The sequence below is a fragment of the Gemmatimonadota bacterium genome, assembly GCA_009838645.1.
Lineage (GTDB): Bacteria > JAAXHH01 > JAAXHH01 > JAAXHH01 > JAAXHH01 > JAAXHH01.
This window is the reverse complement of sequence record VXRC01000024.1, coordinates 119464-137341: the sequence shown is the minus strand read 5'-3', so window position 1 is coordinate 137341 and position 17878 is coordinate 119464. Positions and strand designations below refer to the sequence as shown.

The 17878-nt window shown below is 63.2% G+C and carries 18 protein-coding genes; 2 read left to right on the top strand and 16 right to left on the bottom strand.

Going from position 1 to position 17878, the window contains the following annotated elements; translation table 11 throughout:
• Nucleotides 1-16 precede the first annotated feature (16 nt).
• A complete protein-coding gene (locus F4Y38_07040) occupies nucleotides 17-472 on the top strand; it encodes an SRPBCC domain-containing protein (GenBank protein ID MXY49046.1) in 456 nt (151 codons plus the stop codon).
• 52 nt (nucleotides 473-524) lie between these two features.
• Here the strand turns inward: F4Y38_07040 and F4Y38_07035 are convergent, their stop codons facing one another.
• The 8 genes from F4Y38_07035 to uvrB all read right to left on the bottom strand — a co-directional run bounded on the left by F4Y38_07035 (nucleotide 525) and on the right by uvrB (nucleotide 10134).
• Nucleotides 525-1088 carry a DUF1640 domain-containing protein gene (locus F4Y38_07035; protein ID MXY49045.1) on the bottom strand — a complete coding sequence of 188 codons (564 nt, stop codon included), beginning with the start codon at nucleotides 1086-1088 and terminating at the stop codon, nucleotides 525-527.
• A 167-nt stretch (nucleotides 1089-1255) separates the two neighbouring features.
• Complete coding sequence (locus F4Y38_07030; protein MXY49044.1) at nucleotides 1256-2398, bottom strand: MFS transporter; 1143 nt, start codon at nucleotides 2396-2398, stop codon at nucleotides 1256-1258.
• Between the two features lie 56 nt (nucleotides 2399-2454).
• Nucleotides 2455-4149: an iron ABC transporter permease gene (locus F4Y38_07025; GenBank protein ID MXY49043.1), complete on the bottom strand. Its 1695-nt coding sequence runs from the start codon at nucleotides 4147-4149 to the stop codon at nucleotides 2455-2457.
• An 8-nt stretch (nucleotides 4150-4157) separates the two neighbouring features.
• The gene (locus tag F4Y38_07020; GenBank protein ID MXY49042.1) at nucleotides 4158-5267 is read right to left on the bottom strand and encodes an ABC transporter ATP-binding protein; all 1110 of its coding nucleotides are present in this window, start codon (nucleotides 5265-5267) and stop codon (nucleotides 4158-4160) included.
• Nucleotides 5268-5342: 75 nt separating this feature from the next.
• Nucleotides 5343-6395 (bottom strand): extracellular solute-binding protein, encoded by a 1053-nt coding sequence (locus F4Y38_07015; GenBank protein MXY49041.1) that lies wholly within the window; start codon nucleotides 6393-6395, stop codon nucleotides 5343-5345.
• Nucleotides 6396-6586: 191 nt separating this feature from the next.
• Complete coding sequence (yqeC, locus tag F4Y38_07010) at nucleotides 6587-7369, bottom strand: putative selenium-dependent hydroxylase accessory protein YqeC (protein MXY49040.1); 783 nt, start codon at nucleotides 7367-7369, stop codon at nucleotides 6587-6589.
• Nucleotides 7363-8085, bottom strand: coding sequence for a rhomboid family intramembrane serine protease (locus F4Y38_07005; protein ID MXY49039.1), 723 nt, complete (start codon nucleotides 8083-8085; stop codon nucleotides 7363-7365). The genes yqeC and F4Y38_07005 overlap by 7 nt, the downstream gene beginning before the upstream one ends.
• A 66-nt stretch (nucleotides 8086-8151) precedes the next feature.
• Nucleotides 8152-10134: an excinuclease ABC subunit UvrB gene (gene uvrB / locus F4Y38_07000; GenBank protein MXY49038.1), complete on the bottom strand. Its 1983-nt coding sequence runs from the start codon at nucleotides 10132-10134 to the stop codon at nucleotides 8152-8154.
• A gap of 105 nt (nucleotides 10135-10239) precedes the next feature.
• Here uvrB and F4Y38_06995 point away from each other — a divergent pair, with 105 nt between their 5' ends.
• Complete coding sequence (locus F4Y38_06995) at nucleotides 10240-11067, top strand: SDR family oxidoreductase (GenBank protein MXY49037.1); 828 nt, start codon at nucleotides 10240-10242, stop codon at nucleotides 11065-11067.
• Nucleotides 11068-11105: 38 nt separating this feature from the next.
• Here F4Y38_06995 and F4Y38_06990 read toward each other — a convergent pair whose 3' ends face one another.
• The 8 genes from F4Y38_06990 to F4Y38_06955 all read right to left on the bottom strand — a co-directional run bounded on the left by F4Y38_06990 (nucleotide 11106) and on the right by F4Y38_06955 (nucleotide 17729).
• Nucleotides 11106-11813, bottom strand: coding sequence for a hypothetical protein (locus F4Y38_06990; protein MXY49036.1), 708 nt, complete (start codon nucleotides 11811-11813; stop codon nucleotides 11106-11108).
• Nucleotides 11814-11870: 57 nt separating this feature from the next.
• Nucleotides 11871-12452, bottom strand: a complete 582-nt coding sequence (locus tag F4Y38_06985) for a hypothetical protein (protein MXY49035.1) — start codon at nucleotides 12450-12452, stop codon at nucleotides 11871-11873.
• Nucleotides 12371-12790 (bottom strand): hypothetical protein, encoded by a 420-nt coding sequence (locus F4Y38_06980; protein ID MXY49034.1) that lies wholly within the window; start codon nucleotides 12788-12790, stop codon nucleotides 12371-12373. Before F4Y38_06980 ends, F4Y38_06985 begins: the two co-directional genes overlap by 82 nt.
• Before the next feature lie 68 nt (nucleotides 12791-12858).
• Entirely contained in the window at nucleotides 12859-14034 is a 1176-nt protein-coding gene (locus F4Y38_06975) for an ABC transporter ATP-binding protein (GenBank protein ID MXY49033.1), read from the bottom strand.
• A 70-nt stretch (nucleotides 14035-14104) separates the two neighbouring features.
• The gene (locus tag F4Y38_06970) at nucleotides 14105-14950 is read right to left on the bottom strand and encodes a carbohydrate ABC transporter permease (GenBank protein MXY49032.1); all 846 of its coding nucleotides are present in this window, start codon (nucleotides 14948-14950) and stop codon (nucleotides 14105-14107) included.
• Nucleotides 14951-14960: 10 nt separating this feature from the next.
• Nucleotides 14961-15890 carry a sugar ABC transporter permease gene (locus tag F4Y38_06965; GenBank protein ID MXY49031.1) on the bottom strand — a complete coding sequence of 310 codons (930 nt, stop codon included), beginning with the start codon at nucleotides 15888-15890 and terminating at the stop codon, nucleotides 14961-14963.
• A gap of 10 nt (nucleotides 15891-15900) precedes the next feature.
• Nucleotides 15901-17337 carry an extracellular solute-binding protein gene (locus F4Y38_06960; GenBank protein ID MXY49030.1) on the bottom strand — a complete coding sequence of 479 codons (1437 nt, stop codon included), beginning with the start codon at nucleotides 17335-17337 and terminating at the stop codon, nucleotides 15901-15903.
• The gene (locus tag F4Y38_06955; protein MXY49029.1) at nucleotides 17277-17729 is read right to left on the bottom strand and encodes a hypothetical protein; all 453 of its coding nucleotides are present in this window, start codon (nucleotides 17727-17729) and stop codon (nucleotides 17277-17279) included. Before F4Y38_06955 ends, F4Y38_06960 begins: the two co-directional genes overlap by 61 nt.
• Between the last annotated feature and the right edge of the window lie 149 nt (nucleotides 17730-17878).

The following is a 17878-nucleotide window of genomic DNA, read 5'->3' as shown; positions in this document are numbered from 1 at the left end:
GAGAAGGGGTAAAGCGATGTCAGAACAGAACGCCACCGAGAAACTCAGCTACTCGATTACAATAAACGCTCCGAGGGACCGGGTGTGGCAGGCCCTGTTCGAGGACGAGTCATTTCGGAAGTGGACGAGCTTGTTTGCCGAGGGTTCCTACTTTGTCGGAGACTGGAGCGAAGGCAGTGAAATACGGTTCCTGAACGCGGGCAGCGACGGCATGATCAGCATGATCGACGTAAACCGGCCCCACGAATTCATGTCCATTCGGCATCTCGGGTATATCGTCAATGGCGTGGAGGACACGGAAAGCGACGAGGTGAAAGCATGGACGCCGGCGTTCGAGAACTACACGCTGAAGGACGTGGAAGGCGGCACCCACCTGACCGTTGAAACGGACACGTTTAACGACTACGTGGAGTACTTCAACGAGACCTGGCCCAAGGGACTGGACGAGATCAAGCGGATCGCCGAAGGATAACCGGCGTTTTAATCGTTGTATTGCCCCATGTGCCCTGTGTGCCCTTCAGTGGTCAAAGGTATTTCATCATACCGACGATCAGCGCGGACATGGTGATCATACATACCATCATCTTGTTGACAGCGCCGCTGATCTGCTTTTCCAAGTCCGACTTCATCGCAGCCATCTCGGCTCTTAAAACAACCAGATCCTCCTTCGTGGCGTATCGTTCCAGGTCCTCTTTCGTGGCGCACAGTTCAAAGTCTTCCTTCGTCGCGAATCGCTCCAGGTCTTCCTTGGTGGCGAACCCGGCCAGATCCTCTTTGGTCGCGAATCGCTCCATCTTCGCACTTAAAGAATCCAGACGCGTTTTAAGTCCCTCCAGATCCTCCTTGGTTGCGAATCGCTCCAGGTCTTGCTTCGTCGCGAACCCGGTCAGATCTTCCTTGGTTGCGAATCGCTCCAGGTCTTGCTTCGTCGCGAACCCGGCCAGATCCTCTTTGGTCGCGAATCCAGAAAGATCCGTCTTCGTCACCAGGTCGTTGCGGCTCCACGACATCGCCTTGACGATGGCTTCCGCCTGCCTCGTCTCGATGCCCGCCGCTTCGAATTCGCGGACCGTGGCGTGGGTATCAATGGGATAATAGGACACGGCGTCTCCTGCATCGGTTGAATGCGGTAAATCGGACTGTTTACGGATTAGTCAGATTTGAGCGAAGACATCTCGGCATCTTTTTATTGGGACCACAATTGCGGCGTTCGAGCTATCCTCAGTCCCCGATCCCAAGCCCCTGATCCCTATCCCTATTTCCGCTTCCGGTACCACCGGTACTCGACGATCATTCCCGCGATCAGCACGATGCAGCACAGTACGTAGGGCATGCGCAGTCCGATGAGCTGCGCCAGCAGGCCGCCGACCAGGGGTCCCGAAACCATGCCCATGCCGACGATCATCTCGTTGCGCGCGCCTTTTTCCCCTTTGCGTTCCTCCTGGAAGAAGGAATAGAACTGGCTGGCCGAAAAGGCGGCGCCGACCAGCAACCCGACAGTCCCGAAGGCGAAGGCCAGTACCACGGTGGCATCCTGCGTCGCGACGACGATCATGCCGGCTACGGCGGCGATCTGGGGTATGACGAGGGGCCTGAGGCGGAACTGCCACCACGTCGTGTACCGCGCGATGAGGAAGACCGACATCTGCAGGAGCCGCGGGATGGCGAGCAGAATGCCGAGCGTATCGGGCCGGATGAAAAGTTCGGTAGCGAGCTTGGGAAACTGGTTGTTGAGCATGCCGATCATGAAGAATGCCGTGAAATTGGCCGTCCAGGCGATCCAGCGGAAGCGCGCCGTGTCCTCGCGCGTGCGTCCCTGTGCCTCCTCTGCCGGATCCTCAACCTGCGTTGTGACGGACCGGAAGCGCAGAAACGTGATCGCCACCGTGAGCACGACCATGCCGATCGTGCCGGTGGCAAAGGGCACTGTCGGACCCACGAGGTAGAGATAGCCCCCCGCCAAAGGGCCCAGCATGAATCCCATGGTCCAGAACATGTTGAACGTGCCGAGGGTCTTGACCAGCTGGGTCCGGCTGCGGCCCTCGGCCAGCATCGCCTGCACCGACGGCCAGAAGAGGGCCAGCAGCCCCCAGCCCATGGCCGTGCCCGCGAGCAGCATCCAGTAGTTCACCGCCAGAAAGAGCATGCCGAACACCAGCGCGGTCAACCCGGCGGCGATGGCCAGGATCCGGCGCCGGTCGAAGCGGTCGGCCAGTTTGCCCGTGAAGGTGCAGGCCAGGGTGAAGCTGAGGGAGCCCGCCGTGCCTATGAACCCGAGTTCCACCACGGAAGCGCCCATGTCGAGGGCCCGGAGGGGCACGGCGAAGGACACCAGGCCCGTGCAGAAGTCCATGACGAAAGCGGAAGTGAAGAGGAAGTAGTCGGAACGCTTGAGCACGGGTTACGTAGGACTCCGGGTGGCCTGGGTGGAGGGAGACGCTTGCATCCGCGGGTCTATGACAGGCTTCGCTGTGCCGTGCCGCGTGAGAAGTAGTTGGAACCCAGCAGCACGACGGACACGAGGAGCAGGAGCAGGACGGCGTAGGCCGCGGCGCTGCCGATGTTGAACTGGCGCAGGTGGGATAGGATCTCCATGGCGATGGGCCGGTTGTCGTAGACGTAGAGCAGGATGGAGGCCACGAATTCACCCAGGGCGGTGACGAAGGCCAGCAGCGTACCGGCGAGCACGCCCGGGCCGATGAGGGGCAGCGTGACCCGGCGGAAGGCGTAGAACCACCCCGCCCCCAGGTTGCGCGCCGCCTCCTCCAGGGAGTCGTCCAGTTGTCTGAAGGCCGCCGAGGACGCCCGGAACACGATGGGCAGGTGGCGGACGAAGTACGCGATGGGCAGCAGCCAGAATGAACCCACCAGCACCTGTCCGAAGCTGAAGGGCGTGCCCTGGCTGAACGCGACGATCAGGTTGATGGCCACCACCGTGCCGGGCAGGGCCCACGGCACCATCACGAGGGCATCGAGCAGCTTGCGCCCCCGGAACGTGCCCTTGACGACCAGGTTGGCCGCGGTGACGCCGATCGCCACGTCGGCCGCCGTGGAAACCACCGCCATGTTCAGGCTGTTCCGGATCGGTTCCCAGAAGGTGGGATCCTGGAAGAGCCGGCCGTAGTTGTCCGATGTATATACCTGGGGCAGGATCTGGTGGGTCCACGTGCCGTCCTGGACGAAGGACAGCAGGAGGATGGTCAGGTGGGGCAGCAGGAGTACCACCACCATGACGATGCCGGCGGCGCCCGCGAGCAGGCGCGCCCAGCGGCCCCGGATTTCGCGCCGGACGTTCGCCGTGCCCTTGGTGCTCATGGCGTACTGCCGCCGCCCCTCGTACCGGCGCATCCAGAACAGGAAGGCGATGGAGAAGGCGGAGAGGACCACGGTCTGCGTGACGGCCATGGCCATGTCGCCGTTCAGCTTGGACGTGTAGATGTTGAGGCTCAGGAAACGGAATCCACCCGCGAAGATGAAGGGTGCGCTGAAGGAGTTCATGGACGTCATGAAGACCAGGAGCGTCGCGCCCACCATGGCGGGCGTGAGCAGGGGCAGGGTGACGGTCCGGAAGCTGAACCAGGACGACGCGCCCAGGTTGCGGGCAGCCTCCATGACCGCGGGATCGATGCCCCGGAGCGCTGCCGAAGTGAAGAGGTAGAAGAAGACGTACATGGTGTAACCGTGCACGAGCAGCACGGCCCACACCCCGTTCAGCGAAAAGGGTGGCCGCTCCAGTCCCAGGGCTGCCTGGATGAGGCGCGGGACCATGCCGCTTTCGCTGTAGAGAAACAGGAATGCGAGCACGCCCACCAGGGGCGGGAGGACGATGGGCAGGATGGCCAGCGCGGAAAACACGGACCGCCCGGGAAACTCGTAGTGGGTGAAGATGAGGGCCAGGGGGACGCCGATGAGGGCCGAGAGCAGCACGCTGCCCACGGAGACCATGACGCTGTTGAAGAGGCCTTCCATGTAGGACGGACTGTCCGGATCGAAGAACTCCCCGTAGTTGCCGAAGCCGAACTGTCCGTCCCGGAACAGGCTCTCCCACAGTACGAGCGCGGCGGGATAGACGATGTAGCCGAGCAGGATGAATCCCAGCAGGATGAAGACGAGGACTCGGGGTTGCCGGAGGACGGCGTACAGGTTCATGGTCCGGTTCAATCCCTCAGGATGACCGCCTGGTCGCCGGGGGTGCGGACGCGCACGGCATCGCCGGGTTGACACCCGGCCATCGGGCCTTCCGCGTTCTCCACGACCTGGATGGAAACGCCCCCGGCATCGACGGTGAACTCGACCGTCGCGCCCTTGAAACGCCGGGTGGTCACGACGCCGTCCACCGTGTCTTCCGTATCCTCGTCGGTCAACCGCACGGCCTGGGGATGCAGGGCCAGGAAAACGGGGCCTTCGGGACCGGCCGGCGCGTCATCGGCCGGCGCGGTGTCGGCCTCGGCCGGCGAAGACGTCGAGAGCGTCGCGGACAAGGTGACGGCCAGTCCGCTCGCGTGCCGGAAAACCGTCCTTTCCCCGTCCTTCTCCAGCACGCCTTCCCAGAGGTTCATGTTGCCCATGAAGGCGGCCACGAACCGGTTGGCCGGCCTGCGGTAGATCGCGTCGGGGCGGTCCAGCTGCCGGCACTCGCCCTCCTCCATCACCGCGATCCGATCGGAAACGGCCAGCGCCTCCTCCTGGTCGTGGGTGACGTAGACGGCCGTGATGCCCAGCTTGGTCTGCAGTTCCCGGATCTGGTCCCGGGTCTCTTCCCGCAGCTTGGCGTCCAGGTTGGACAGCGGCTCGTCGAGCAGCAGCAGGTCGGGTTCGATGACCACGGCCCGCGCGAGGGCCACTCGCTGCTGCTGTCCGCCGGACAACTGGGGTACGGGGCGCTGTTCCAAGCCGGCCAGTCCCACCAGGTCGAGAGCCCGCGCCACGCGATCCGAAGCCTCGGCCGCAGCCACCTTCCGAGTGCGCAGGCCGAAGGCCACGTTCTCGAATATGGTCATGTGGGGGAAGAGGGCGTAGTTCTGAAACACCATCCCGGTGTTCCGCCGGTTGGCGGGTACGTGGGTGACGTCCTGGTCGTCGAAGAGCACGGTGCCGGAGGTGGGGAAGATGAACCCGGCGATCATGCGGAGTATGGTCGTCTTGCCGCATCCGCTCGGGCCGAGGAGACTGAAGAACTCGCCGTCGGCCACCGTCAGGCTGATGCCCTTCACGACCGGGGTGTCATCGAAGTGCTTGGTGAGGCGATTGAGGGTGACCTGGGCCATGGGCGGAGATCAGAATGGGGCGCGGATCAGAACAAGGCTTAGATCGAAACGGGCCGTAACGGCGGGCGAATAGAGCTATCCCCGGTCCTTGATATTGTCGTCCCAGTACTTCATCCAGGTTCTGGACTGTTCGGAGAAGACCTTCCAGTCGATATCGAAGGGGGCGACGGAGAGATCGGCCATCCACGCGGGCAGGCGGTCCTTCGGGATATCGCCCCGGGTAGGGATCCGGTAGTACTCCGTGGCCTGCAGGACGGTGTGGTCCACATTGGTGACGAATTCGTAGAAAAGCCGGGCGTCGTCGGGGTTCTTGCCGTTGGCGATCAGCGCGATGCCGTCGGTCAGCACGGGCGCGCCGCTCCTCGGCACCACGAAATCGAAGGGATAGCCGTACCGGTCCACCTGCAGCATGATGTCGCTCATCAGCCAGATGGACACCAGCCCTTCCTTGCGGGCGAGCTTCTGGAACATCATGTTCGGATCGGCGGCGTAGTCCTTCGTGTTGGCATCGAGCCGCGTGAGCCACTCGTAACCCGCATCTGGGATCTGGGTGTCCCGGTACGTGCGCCAGATCATCCCCGAGTAGACCGTCCGCATCGTGCCGGACGCGAGCGGGTACCGGATCACGATCAGGTCCCGCCACCGGGGATCGAGGAGTTCGTCCCAGTCCCCGGGCGCCGTCTCCTTCGTCAGCTCGAGATTGTTGAAGGTGATGACCGGGATCAACTGCGCCGTGCCGTACCACCTATCTTCCTCGTCCCTGAATTCGGGAAGAAGGGCGTCCGCCCAGGTCGGCCGGTAGGGACTCAGCAGGCCCTCGTCGGCGGCCTGGATGAAATTGGTCGCCGGCGCGCCCCACCAGACGTCGCCCTGGGGATTGGACCGCTCCGAACGCACCCGGTCCAGCACATCCTGCGAGCCCATGTCGAGCCAGCGGACGTCCACATCGGGATGAGCGGCCTCGAAGAGCTTCTCGAACTCGGGCAGGATCGGCTTGCCGTGGGGCGAATAGACCGTCACGACGCGCCGGTCCGGATCGCCGCCGCCACAGCCCCAGGCGAGGATGACCGTGCATGCCGAAACGGCCGCACACAGTACCAGTGTCGAAAAGCGCATACCCGTCTTCATCGCGTTCCTCTGATTTCCCTGGTAATCCCGCGTAACCTTCGCTGCGGCGCTCCGTTTCTCCGAATCCGGAAAGCCCCGGGACGTGGCAAGAAAGTACCACGGCGGGCGTCGAGTGTCAACGCGGATTTAGCGGAATGGCGGGTCGCACGAGACAGCGGGGACACGGCCGCACCTGCCTCGCGCACGCCAGGTCATGCGAGCCGATACACCACCGCCTTCGACCGCTGTATATCCCCGCAGTAGACACCTTCGAATACCGAGCCGGGCACGGCCGCGACGATTCGCCGGGCCAGGTCCAGGCTTTCCCCGTCGCCGGTGCAGGAGAGGTACAGGGAAAGGGGTACGGATTCCGGAAAGGCCCGCCGGTACGCCTCTGGATGACTCACGACGCCGGCGATGATCTCGGGCGTTACCGGCTCGTCCTGCCCCAACCCGGTCAGACGGCCCACGCGTTCCGGCCGGTGCACCTGCCGCTCGTCCAGCGGGATGCCGACGGCCCTCAGGGTGGCGACGACCACGCCCCGTGTCGTCCCCGCCGGCACCACGGGCTCGTGGTCCCCGGGCGCCTTGAACAGACGGGCGCGGGCGCCGTCGGCCTTGATGAGCAGCAAGTCGGGCGCGCAGACCTCCCGCAACTTCGCCAATTCCTCCGCGTCCAGCCCCTTGAGCTTGTCGGGCCGGGGCCGGGCGCCCAGGACGGTCACGTGGCGGCACGTTTTCAGGTCAGGGGGTACAAGCGCCAGCCACTCCGGCGTCTCGTCGGTCACGTAGAACCCGCGCGTCTGCCTCGACGTCGGCGGATGCAGGTGCGTGGTGGACGTCGTGATGACGGCGTAACCCCGGTCGACGGCCTCGCCGGCCAGCCGGTACATCAGCGTGGCCTTGCCGCCGCTTCCGACAATGGCCACGGCGTCTCCCCGGCGAATCCCGAGCGTGTCGAGAAAGGGTGTTTCCGCCGCAGGTCCGCTCACCACTCGCCCCCCGGACGGATATGAATCGTTCGGGGCCGCCGCTGCAGGAAGCGCCGCACGAGAGCCATGCCGACGAGGAATCCTCCGATATGGGCGTACCAGGCCACGCCGTCGCTGCCGATGCCCAGGATCTGCCGCAGGAACCAGATCCCGAGTACGATGATGGCGGGCACGTGGATGATCTGGATGAAGATGAACAGCAGGACGAAGGTCTTGATGTAGGCCCTGGGATACAGGATGAAATAGGCGCCCAGGATGCCCGCGATCGCCCCGCTGGCGCCGATCATCGGGATAGCGGAATCGGGCTCGGATACCACGTGCACCATGGTGGCGCACAGGCCGGTCAGGAGGTAGAAGAGCAGGTAGCGGCCCGCCCCCATGGCGCTTTCCACGCTGTTGCCGAAGATCCATAGGTACAGCATGTTGCCGGCGAGGTGCATGAACCCCCCGTGGACGAACATGGCCGTGAAAAGGGTCAGGGGGAAGGGCACGAGGGCGTCCGGATAAAGCAGGGAGGTGCCCGGAATGGGTATCTCGTTCCGGTCGACGAAATGGGTCAGTTCGAAGGGAATGGCCGCGGTCTTGAAGATGAAGATCTGTTCGCCCACCGGTCCCAGGACGAACTGGAACAGGAAGACGGCCACGTTGGCCGCGAGCAGCCCGTAGGTGATCACGGGCCGGCCATAGGACGGGCTTTCAGCCTGGAGAGGTAGGAGCATGGGCAGGTGGACGGGTCGCGGCCGGCCCGGGAGGGAGCGAACCGACCCGGCAGGCAACGGCCCGCCTCATTTCGTGGGTTGGGACTCCAGCCGGTTGATCTCGTCGCGCAGCCTGGCCGCCTTCTCGAACTCCAGGTTGGCGGCGGCCTCGTACATGGCGTGCTTTAGTTCCTCCAGAACGGTGCTCTGGTCCATCTTCGCGATGGTGTTCAGGATCGGCATGTCGTCGTCCACCGCTTTCACGTCGGCCACGGCCGTGGTCTTGATGATCTCCTCGATGGATTTGTACACGGTCTCGGGCTCGATTCCGTTCAGTTCGTTGAACTCCTGCTGCAGCACCCGCCGCCGGTTCGTCTCCTCCATGGCCCGCCGCATGGAGTCGGTGATGTTGTCGGCGTAGAAGATCACCTCGCCGCGCACGTTCCGCGCCGCCCGTCCCGCCGTCTGGATGAGCGAGCGTTCCGACCGCAGGAACCCCTCCTTGTCCGCGTCCAGGATGGCGACCAGGGAGACCTCGGGCAGGTCGAGCCCCTCGCGGAGGAGGTTGATGCCCACGAGCACGTCGAACTTGCCGAGGCGCAGGTCGCGGAGGATCTCGACGCGCTCGATGGAATCAATGGTGGAATGGAGATAGCGCACCCGCACGTTCAGCTGCCTGAGATAGTCGGTCAGGTCCTCGGCCATCCGCTTGGTCAGCGTCGTCACGAGCACCCGCTCCTGCCGGTCCGCGCGCTCCCGGATCCGGGTCAGGAGATCGTCCATCTGGTTTTCCACGGGCTGCACGCTGATCTCGGGGTCCATCAGCCCCGTGGGCCGGATGATCTGTTCGACCACGACGCCCTGGCACTGGCTCAGCTCGTAGTCGGCCGGCGTGGCCGACACGTAGATCACCTGGTTGACCATCGTCTCGAACTCCTCGAAGGTCAGCGGCCGGTTGTCCAGCGCCGACGGCAACCGAAATCCGTGCTCCACCAGCGTGGTCTTCCGCGACCGGTCGCCGTTGTACATGGCCCTGAGCTGGGGCAGGGAAACGTGGGACTCGTCGATGACCAGCAGAAAATCATTGGGGAAGAAGTCGAAGAGGCAGAAGGGACGCTCGCCCGGGGACCGCCCCGACAGGTGCATGGAGTAGTTCTCGATGCCGGCGCAGAACCCGATCTCCCGCATCATCTCCAGGTCGAAGCGCGTGCGCTGTTCCAGTCGCTGGGCCTCGAGCAACTTGTTCTCGTCGTACAGCACCCGAAGCCGCTCGTCCAGTTCCTCCTCGATGGCCTTCATGGCCTGATCCAGGCGAGGCGCCGTGGTGACGAAGTGGCGGGCCGGGTACACGGCGATGCGGTCCCGTTCGGCCAGCACCTCGCCCGTAAGTGGATCGAATTCGGTGATGCGGTCGACCTCGTCGCCGAACATCTCGATGCGGATGCCCTTCTCCTGGTCCGCGGGCAGGATGTCGAGGGTGTCCCCCCGCACGCGGAACGTGCCCCGCGCGAAATCGTAATCGTTCCGGTTGTAGTGCATGTCGATCAGCTTGCGCATGATCATGTCCCGCTCGTATGCCTCGCCCCGGTCCACGAGAAGGATGAACTCCTTCCACTCGTCGGGGGACCCCAGGCTGTAGATCGAGGACACCGAGGCGACGATCACCACGTCCCGCCGTTCCAGCAGCGCGCTCGTCGCCCGAAGACGGAGCTTGTCCAGATCCTCGTTGACCGACGAATCCTTCTCGATATAGGTATCCGTCACCGGCATGTACGCTTCCGGCTGGTAGTAGTCGTAGTAGCTGATGAAGTATTCGACGGCGTTTTTCGGGAAGAACCCCTTGAACTCGCCGTAAAGCTGGGCGGCCAGGGTCTTATTGGGCGAAATCACCAGGGCGGGTTTCTGCAACTCGGCAATGACCTGGGCCATGGTGTAGGTCTTGCCGCTGCCCGTAATGCCGAGGAGGCACTGGTGCCTGTCCCCCCGGTTCACGCCCTGGACGAGTTCTTCGATCGCCCTGGGTTGGTCACCCCGGGGCTCGTAATCGGAGACGACAGTGAAGGGAGGCATACGAATGTCCGTCGAGATGGCTGGCCGTAATTTCGACTGGATAAATGGGCGCAACGACCCATATAATATAGCCGTAGAAGTCTCAAATGCAAAGGGGGAGTGGCAATGTCTCATCCATTATTCGACCTGAGCGGACGCGTGGCCCTGGTCTCCGGCGCGGCCGCCGGCATGGGCAGGGCGACGTCCATCGCCTATGCCGAAGCGGGCGCGGATCTCATGCTGGCCGATATCAATGAAGAAGGCATGCAGGATACGGTCCGGGAGATCGAACGCCGGGGCCGGCGCGCGGAGCCGGTGGTATGCGACGTCTCCAACGGGGCGCAGATCCGAAAGATGTTCGCACGGCTGGACGAAACCTACGGACGCATCGACGTGCTGGCCAATATCGCCGGGGAGGGCGGCATCAACCAACTGCCGCTGGAAATCACCGAGGCCGGGCTCATCCAGACCCTGAACACCCTGGTCGTCGGAAGGTACGTCAGTTGCCAGGAAGGCGCGAAGCGCATGATCGAGGGCGGACGGGGCAGCATCATCAACATCGTGTCCATCGCCGGACTGTCGGCCCTCGGCCGCGGCCACATGTCCTACAGCATCGCCATGGGTGGCGTGGCCCAGATGACGCGGGAGATGAGCACGGAGTGGAGCAGCAAGGGCGTGCGCGTCAACGCCATCGTATGCGCCCAGATCATGAATGAAGGCCTGCGCAAGCGCATCGACGCCGACGCCAAGCTTGGCGACACCTACCTGCGGGGCATCCCCATCGGCCGCCTGGGCAAGTCGGAAGACATCCAGGGACTGGCCATCTTCCTCGCCTCCGACGCCTCAAGCTGGGTCACCGGGGCGCTGATGCCGCTGGACGGCGGGAACACGGCCAAGAACGCGGGCGGATCCCATCCGGGCCAGCCGAACGCGCCGGATGAGCAGAAGTATTGAGGGGATGCCGCGTGGGGTTCGTATAGGGGGAGGATGGGTCAATCATCCAAAGCCTGTTGAAATCCCGCGTATAACCTGCCACCGGCCAACGCCAGAACGGCTTCTATATGTGAGGCCAGGCCGTCCTTTTTCCCGGTCTTGCAGTATCCGACAAGTTGCTCCAGAAACCGGCCTGCTAGCGGGTGATCGATATCTTGAAGCGCCCGATACAACCATCGGCGTTCTCCGATCCAATGGCCGTGCAGGGCTACCATGAATTCTGCTGCCTTCACCGTCAGGTCGTGGGCGACCAAAATCGCCTGGTCGTACTGTGACGTATCCACGAAATCGTCCAGCCAGTCTGTAATCACGTAGCGGTACGTATCGATCTCCTGGTTTGTCAGTGGCGGTGGCCCTTCTTTCAGGATCGCGCGGGCTTTTCCTCGGAGTAACTTGGCGAAATCCTGCTCGTCCTTCAGAACGAGCCCCTCGGCGTAGGCAGTTAATGCGACCGGGTTTTGGTTACGATCAGGTCGGCGTACTGTTGCCTCAGCATACCGCCGGGAAACGACCCATACTTCGATAAACCATCCGTACTCGGCGTACGATCTGCGATATGGTTGAACCTCATGGGGCATGAGCACGAGAAGATCCAGGTCAGAACGGGGTGACGCTTCGCCTCTCGCAACGCTGCCGAATAGTACGACCGAGATGCAGTCTGGGAAGTAAACGTTCATAAAAGTTCTGGCAGCCTGTATACCGTCCATTACAGACCTCTTGTACACACTGAAAAACTCCGCAGCGATGTTCGGACACGTGGCATTTTAAAGCCCGGTCCGGTCTTTAATACAGGCGACGAAATCATCCGGCCTGTCCGGCGTGACCACGACAGTCTGGTCCTGAAACTTCAGAACGACGGACCGCTTCGGGTCGGTCGCGTATGCGCGATAGGCGCCTAGTTGCTTGTTCCTGAAACGGCCGCAGAAGCAGAACAACCCGCCGTTACCGAACGTCCTGAGAGAGCGAGCCATCGCCTCCGGATCGGCCTCCACGGACTCCAGTGCCTTCAGGTCCAGCTTCGATTGCCAGCCCAGGCGTAGAACCAATAGCATTTCACCTGTGACTGTGTAGCCCCGGATCATCCAGCATGCGGACACGACGAGCGTCAGCGCAGGAATTACGATCGCAAACAGGGCAATCAGGACGCTTGAACCGGATCTAACATCCTCCCAAAGGGAAATTCCAACAATCACTACGATGGCAATCGTCACGACTACCAGCATCGTGGTTACTTTTACAGACGTACTCCAGGGTGCCCCGAATCTCATTTTGACATCCTCCCCGCCATATCGACCACCAGGGTAATCAGACCCGATACGACAGCGAATGTACCGATCCACATCCATTGGATGGGTGAATCACTCAAATTAAACGCCAGGACCTCCCAGAATACACCGATCACACCCCCGTAGAACAGAAAGAAAACATAAACAACCACTGAAGTTAATGCGTCACCGACCTGGCTGACCATGCGATGGAAAATTCCGGCATCGACAGCGATCAACAGGACGGTTATCAATATAAACATCTCGCGCCCCAGCCACAGGTTCGGATCGCCGTCCATGCTGAACTTAATGGCCATGTCAGCGGGCAACTGGCTCCTGAGCATCAGGCAATAGATCAGCCAGCAACCTGCACAAGCCCAAGCCAGTACCACCAATACGCGCTGTGATGTTGCGGTCATTTTAACCTCGTGATTTCAAACCGGGATCAGAATACGTGCGCAAGAACACCTGGCCGGACTTCCCTGACTTAAATAACAGGTGTCAACGACGTCCCGCTCTCCCCGTCGAACAGGTGAATCTTCTCAGTGTCGAAAGAGAGGTCCACGCTGTCGCCCCGGTCGAAACGAACGTCCGGCCGGGTGCGCACTTTGACGTTGATACCTCCGACGTCAACCGTAAGGTAAAGGTCGCTGCCCATGGGTTCGCGCACGACCACGGAGGCCCGGGCATTCGCCGCGGGGTTGTCCGACTCGGAATCAGACGCCGCTACTACCGCAGTCGCCGCAACCGGCGCCTCATCGGTCGATTCCGCAGCCGTCACCTCGCCCACCTCGATATCCTCCGCCCGAACGCCCAGGTAAACCTCCCGCCCTTCCGGCGGTTCCATCCGCTCGACCAATGACTTAGCCACGCCGCAGGTGTACCCCTCGCCGACCACCCGCCAGGCGCCACCGGCCGTCTGCTCCAGCGTACCCTTGAGCAGGTTGATGGGCGGGCTCCCCACGAAACCCGCCACGAATGTGTTGGCGGGGCTGTCGTAGATGGACTCGGGGGTGCCGATCTGCTGGATCTGCCCATCCTTCATGACCACGATACGGTCGGAGAGGATGAGCGATTCGGCCTGGTCGTGGGTGACATAGACGAAGGTCATTTCGAGCTCGCCGTGGAGGCGCTTCAGTTCCGTGCGCATCACCACGCGAAGCTGCGCGTCCAGGTTGGACAGCGGTTCGTCGAGGAGGAACACGCCCGGATCGCGGACGATGGCGCGGGCCAGGGCGACCCGCTGCCGCTGCCCGCCGCTCAGCGCCCGGGGCTTGCGGTCCAGCAGGTGTTCGATCTCCATGGTCTTTGACGCCGCCAGCACGAGTCTTTTTCGATCCTCCGCCGGTACGCCGCGCATCTTGAGACCGAAGGCCACGTTGTCGAAGACGCTCATGTGGGGATAGAGGGCGTAGGTCTGGAATACCATTGCGATGTCCCGCCGCTCGGGCGGCACGGCCGTCACGTTCCGGTCGTCGAACCACACCTCGCCCGCCGTGGGCGATTCCAGGCCGGCGATCATGTTGAGCAGGGTGGTCTTGCCGCAGCCCGAGGGGCCCAGAAGCGTCAGGAACTCGCGGTCGGCGATGTCGAGCGTCACGTCGTCCACGGCCACCACGTCGCCGAAGTGCTTCGTAAGGTTGTTCAACCGGACTCGAGCCAATGAAGTTTCTCCTTAACTAACGATGAACCGGCCGCGGGATCATCGGACATCTAGTTATTCAGTCGCCCGCTTACCCCGTCACCGACCCGCCGATACCCTGGATGATGAGCCGCTGGAAGAGGAAGGACAGGACCAGGGGCAGGAGGATGACCAGCACGCCGCCCGCGGCGATGACGGTGAAGGGCACCTGCAGTTCCTGGGCGAAATCCGACGCCAGCACCGTCACCGGCCGGGAGGCGATGGTGGTGGTGAAGAGCAGGGCGAAGAGGAACTCGCCCCAGGATGCAATGAAGGCGAAGATGCCCACGGCGACCAGCCCGGGGGTCGTTACCGGTAGGAACACCCGCAGCAGCGCGCCCAGCGGCGTGCAGCCGTCGACCCGCGCGGCCCGTTCCAGGTCCAGAGGCACGGTCTGGAAATAGCCCTTCAGGATCCAGATGGTGAAGGGCAGGGTGAAGGTCGTGTGGGACAGGATCACCGACAGGTGCGTGTCCAGGAGTCCGTAGCTCCGCATCAGCAGGTACATGGGGATCATGATGGCCACGCCGGGTACGCTCCGCGAACCCAGATAGAACAGCAGGAGCAGCAGGTTGCCCCGGAACGGCAGGCGCGACAGGGCGTAGGCCGCCAGGGAACCGCAGGTCAGGTTCAGGAGCATCACCGCGGTCCCGATGATCAGGCTGTTGACGATGGCCCGGGGAAACTGCCGGGCGATGGCGGCGCCCACGTCCGCTGACTGTCCCTCCACGTCGAAATAGAGGCTGTAGTTCCCGATGGTGGGCTCCTCGGGCCACCAGCGCTGCTGCGTCACCTCCCGTTCGGGCATGAAGCTGACGGCCGCCACCCAGGCGAAGGGCAGGGTCAGGTAGATCACGGCCACCAAAGCGTAGATATAGAGCGAGGCGCGTCGCCACATGGCAAATCCCCTATCCCTGGACGAGTCCGCGGCGGTACAGCAGCCGGATGTAGATGATGGCCAGGGTCATGGTAATCAGCGTGATGAGGTAGGAATAGGCGTTGGCCCCGCCGAAATCGAGCCGGGCGAAGGCCTCCTTGTAGGTCTGCCAGGCGATGACGTGGGTCGCGTCGCCGGGCCCGCCGCCCGTGAGCGCATAGATCAGGTCGAAGGCCCGGAAGCCGTTCATGGTCTCGAAGATGGCGACGACGAGCACGGCGTGGTAAAGCCAGGGCAGCGTGATGAACCGGAAGCGGTTCCACGACGTGGCGCCGTCCACCCGGGCGGCCCGGTACTGTTCCGTCGGAATGGCCTGGATGGCCGCCAGGAAAATGATGCAGGCGAAGGGCACGCTCCGCCACACGTGGGCGCCGATGGCGGCGTTCAGCGCCACGAAGGGCGACGCCATGCCCGTATATACAATGTTTATACCAAACAGGTAGTTGACGGCGGCGACCGTGTCCTCCAGCATGGCGTTGAAGGCGCCGTAGTCCCCGAGCAGACCCACCCACATGAGACCGTTCACCACACCGGGTATGGCCCAGGGTATGAGCAGCAAGGCGCGCACGACGCCGCGGCCGCGGAAGGACTCGTGGAGCAGCAGGGCGATGGCCATGGCGGTCGCGATGACCAGGAGGACGGCCATGAAGGTGAAGTACAGCGAGATCCACAGCGCGTTCCAGAACTCGGGGCTCGCCAGGATGGTCGCGTAGTTCTCCAGGCCGTGGAAATACACCTGGTCGGGCCGCCGCAGGTTGTACCGGTGCAGGCTCATCCAGAAGGAGATGCCGATGGGATAGGCGATGAAGGCGAGGAGCAGGATCACCGCCGGCAGGTTCAGCAGCAGGGGCAGGAAGTCCCGCGTCCTCGTCATTAGAAGGGAGGGTCTCAATACGGTCATATTTGCGTGTTCAGCTCCATTCCGCGATCAGCTGGCGGCAGCGCCCCGCGATCCGGGCGAGACCGTCGCGGGGGGTCAGCTGTCCCAGGAGGACCTTCTGGATCTCCGGCTGGTAGTAGATCTTGAAATCGGGGAACCACGGCGCCTTGATGTTCTCCCGCGGCCGGACGTGGCGGGACTGCTCCCGGACCTTGTCGATTTCACCCCACTGCTCCGTCTGCGCGACGATGTCGGGATCGTCCAGAAGCGACCGGTAGGCGAACCCCAGTCCCCGCAGGCGGAACCAGCGCCGCGCCGTGTAGTACTCCCCTTCCGCGTCCTTTGCGCCCAGGAACTTCATCAGCGCCCAGGCGTCCTGCATCCGGTCTTCCCGGCATCTCGAGGTCAGGCAGTACATGCGCGTCCAGCCCAGGGTGCCGTTCTGTTCCGCCGAGATCGACGGCACCGGCGCCATCCGGTACACCTTCGAGTGCTGCGCGTCGGATCCCCGCCGCTTCAGCTTGTTGTCCGCGGCCGCCGAGTTCCGGCGATTGTTCACGTACTCCAGGTCGTACTTGTTGAGGATGCCGTAGACCTGGCGGCCGCTGGCGACGTGATCGCGCATCTGCCCCGCGGTGAGCGACGAGGGGGAGATGATGCGGTGACGGTGGATCCCATCGGTGAGCCACTGCAGGATGGTCTCGGCCCGGCGGTCCTCGTCGTCCGGAAAGGTGGGGTTGAGGTCATCGTCGAACAGCGTCGCCTCGCTGGCGTAATTCAGCGTCCACCAGTCGAGGAATCCGAGCACGCTCTGCCGGAAGTTCAGCATGATCGGGTACTCGATGACGTCCCCGGCCGGCGTGCGGACCCGCGCCTCCCGGACCTTGATGGCCTGCTCGGTCAGTTCATCCAGCGTGCGGGCCGGGGTGTCGAACCCCGCCGCCTCGAGCATGGGCGCGTTGTAGATCCAGATGTTGAAGTCGGTGTAGTACGGCAGCCCGTAGCGCTTGCCGCCGTAGGTCATGGACGAGAGGTTGTAGGGGAAGAGATCCGCGGTCGTCGCCGACATATCAGGATCCGCGGCAAGGAGGTCGTCGCAGGGACGCAGCCAGCCGGCCTCGACCCATTCGGCGAAGTCGTCGTCGCGTACGTAGCAGCATTCCATGGGTGCGCCGCCCACGTGCAGCGCCACCATCTTGTCGTGGTAGTTGCCCGACACCGCGTTGTAGTCCACCCGGATGCCGGTCTGCCGTTCGAAGTAGTCCAGGTTCTCACGGACCAGGTCGGGTTCGTAGACCCAGCCTTTGAAGATGACGCCGGGCGCCGGCGCCGGGTTGCAGCCGGCCGCCAGGCCCAGGCCCGCGGCGGTCGACGACTGGAGGAATGCGCGGCGCGTCATCCGGGGTTTCACGGGCGGCCGCACACCGGGCACAGATCCGTATCGAGATCGTGGATGGGATCTCCGCATGAGGAACACGGTCCGAGGGGATACTCGTCGGGTTTCGTTCGCGTGCCGTGCTTGTACTCAATGGTGCGCCACACGGTCTCGCCGTCCTTCGCCGAGTAGCACATCCAACGGCCTTCTTTCTTGCCGTCGTAGGACTTGCCCACGTGGGGACCGTAATCGCCTTCCCACTGCCTGGTTCCGTTCTCGTGCCAGCAGACGTACCAGCCCTCGTTGAGGCCGTTCTTGAACCGTCCTTCGCTCTTCTTTTTTCCGTTGCTGTGGTACTGGATCCAGTTCCCGTCCTTCACGCCCATGCGGTAGTTGCCTTCGGACCGCTTGTTTCCGTTGGCGAAATAGGTGACCCAGTATCCGTCCTTCTTGCCGTTTACGGTCTTGCCTTCGGTAAGGGCCATCGTCAATTGATCCAGTGATAGGTCGGCCGCGCTAAGGTTGGCCACACCATGCAAGGCAGGTCGCGCATGAGCCGGTCGCGCAACACTGGAGCAGGCCGCGTCGCACCTGAGCAGGTGGCGCCGCGCTTGAATCAGTCGCGTCGGCCCTT

Excerpts from the sequence above, each read along its gene's own strand:
- F4Y38_07040 (MXY49046.1), top strand. The coding sequence starts at position 17 with ATGTCAGAACAGAACGCCACCGAGAAACTCAGCTACTCGATTACAATA.
- F4Y38_07025 (MXY49043.1), bottom strand. The coding sequence starts at position 4,149 with ATGAACCTGTACGCCGTCCTCCGGCAACCCCGAGTCCTCGTCTTCATC.
- F4Y38_07020 (MXY49042.1), bottom strand. The coding sequence starts at position 5,267 with ATGGCCCAGGTCACCCTCAATCGCCTCACCAAGCACTTCGATGACACC.
- F4Y38_07015 (MXY49041.1), bottom strand. The coding sequence starts at position 6,395 with ATGAAGACGGGTATGCGCTTTTCGACACTGGTACTGTGTGCGGCCGTT.
- F4Y38_07005 (MXY49039.1), bottom strand. The coding sequence starts at position 8,085 with ATGCTCCTACCTCTCCAGGCTGAAAGCCCGTCCTATGGCCGGCCCGTG.
- uvrB (MXY49038.1), bottom strand. The coding sequence starts at position 10,134 with ATGCCTCCCTTCACTGTCGTCTCCGATTACGAGCCCCGGGGTGACCAA.
- F4Y38_06995 (MXY49037.1), top strand. The coding sequence starts at position 10,240 with ATGTCTCATCCATTATTCGACCTGAGCGGACGCGTGGCCCTGGTCTCC.
- F4Y38_06990 (MXY49036.1), bottom strand. The coding sequence starts at position 11,813 with ATGGACGGTATACAGGCTGCCAGAACTTTTATGAACGTTTACTTCCCA.
- F4Y38_06985 (MXY49035.1), bottom strand. The coding sequence starts at position 12,452 with ATGGATGTGGATCGGTACATTCGCTGTCGTATCGGGTCTGATTACCCT.
- F4Y38_06980 (MXY49034.1), bottom strand. The coding sequence starts at position 12,790 with ATGACCGCAACATCACAGCGCGTATTGGTGGTACTGGCTTGGGCTTGT.
- F4Y38_06970 (MXY49032.1), bottom strand. The coding sequence starts at position 14,950 with ATGTGGCGACGCGCCTCGCTCTATATCTACGCTTTGGTGGCCGTGATC.
- F4Y38_06965 (MXY49031.1), bottom strand. The coding sequence starts at position 15,890 with ATGACCGTATTGAGACCCTCCCTTCTAATGACGAGGACGCGGGACTTC.
- F4Y38_06960 (MXY49030.1), bottom strand. The coding sequence starts at position 17,337 with ATGCGGAGATCCCATCCACGATCTCGATACGGATCTGTGCCCGGTGTG.
- F4Y38_06955 (MXY49029.1), bottom strand. The coding sequence starts at position 17,729 with ATGGCCCTTACCGAAGGCAAGACCGTAAACGGCAAGAAGGACGGATAC.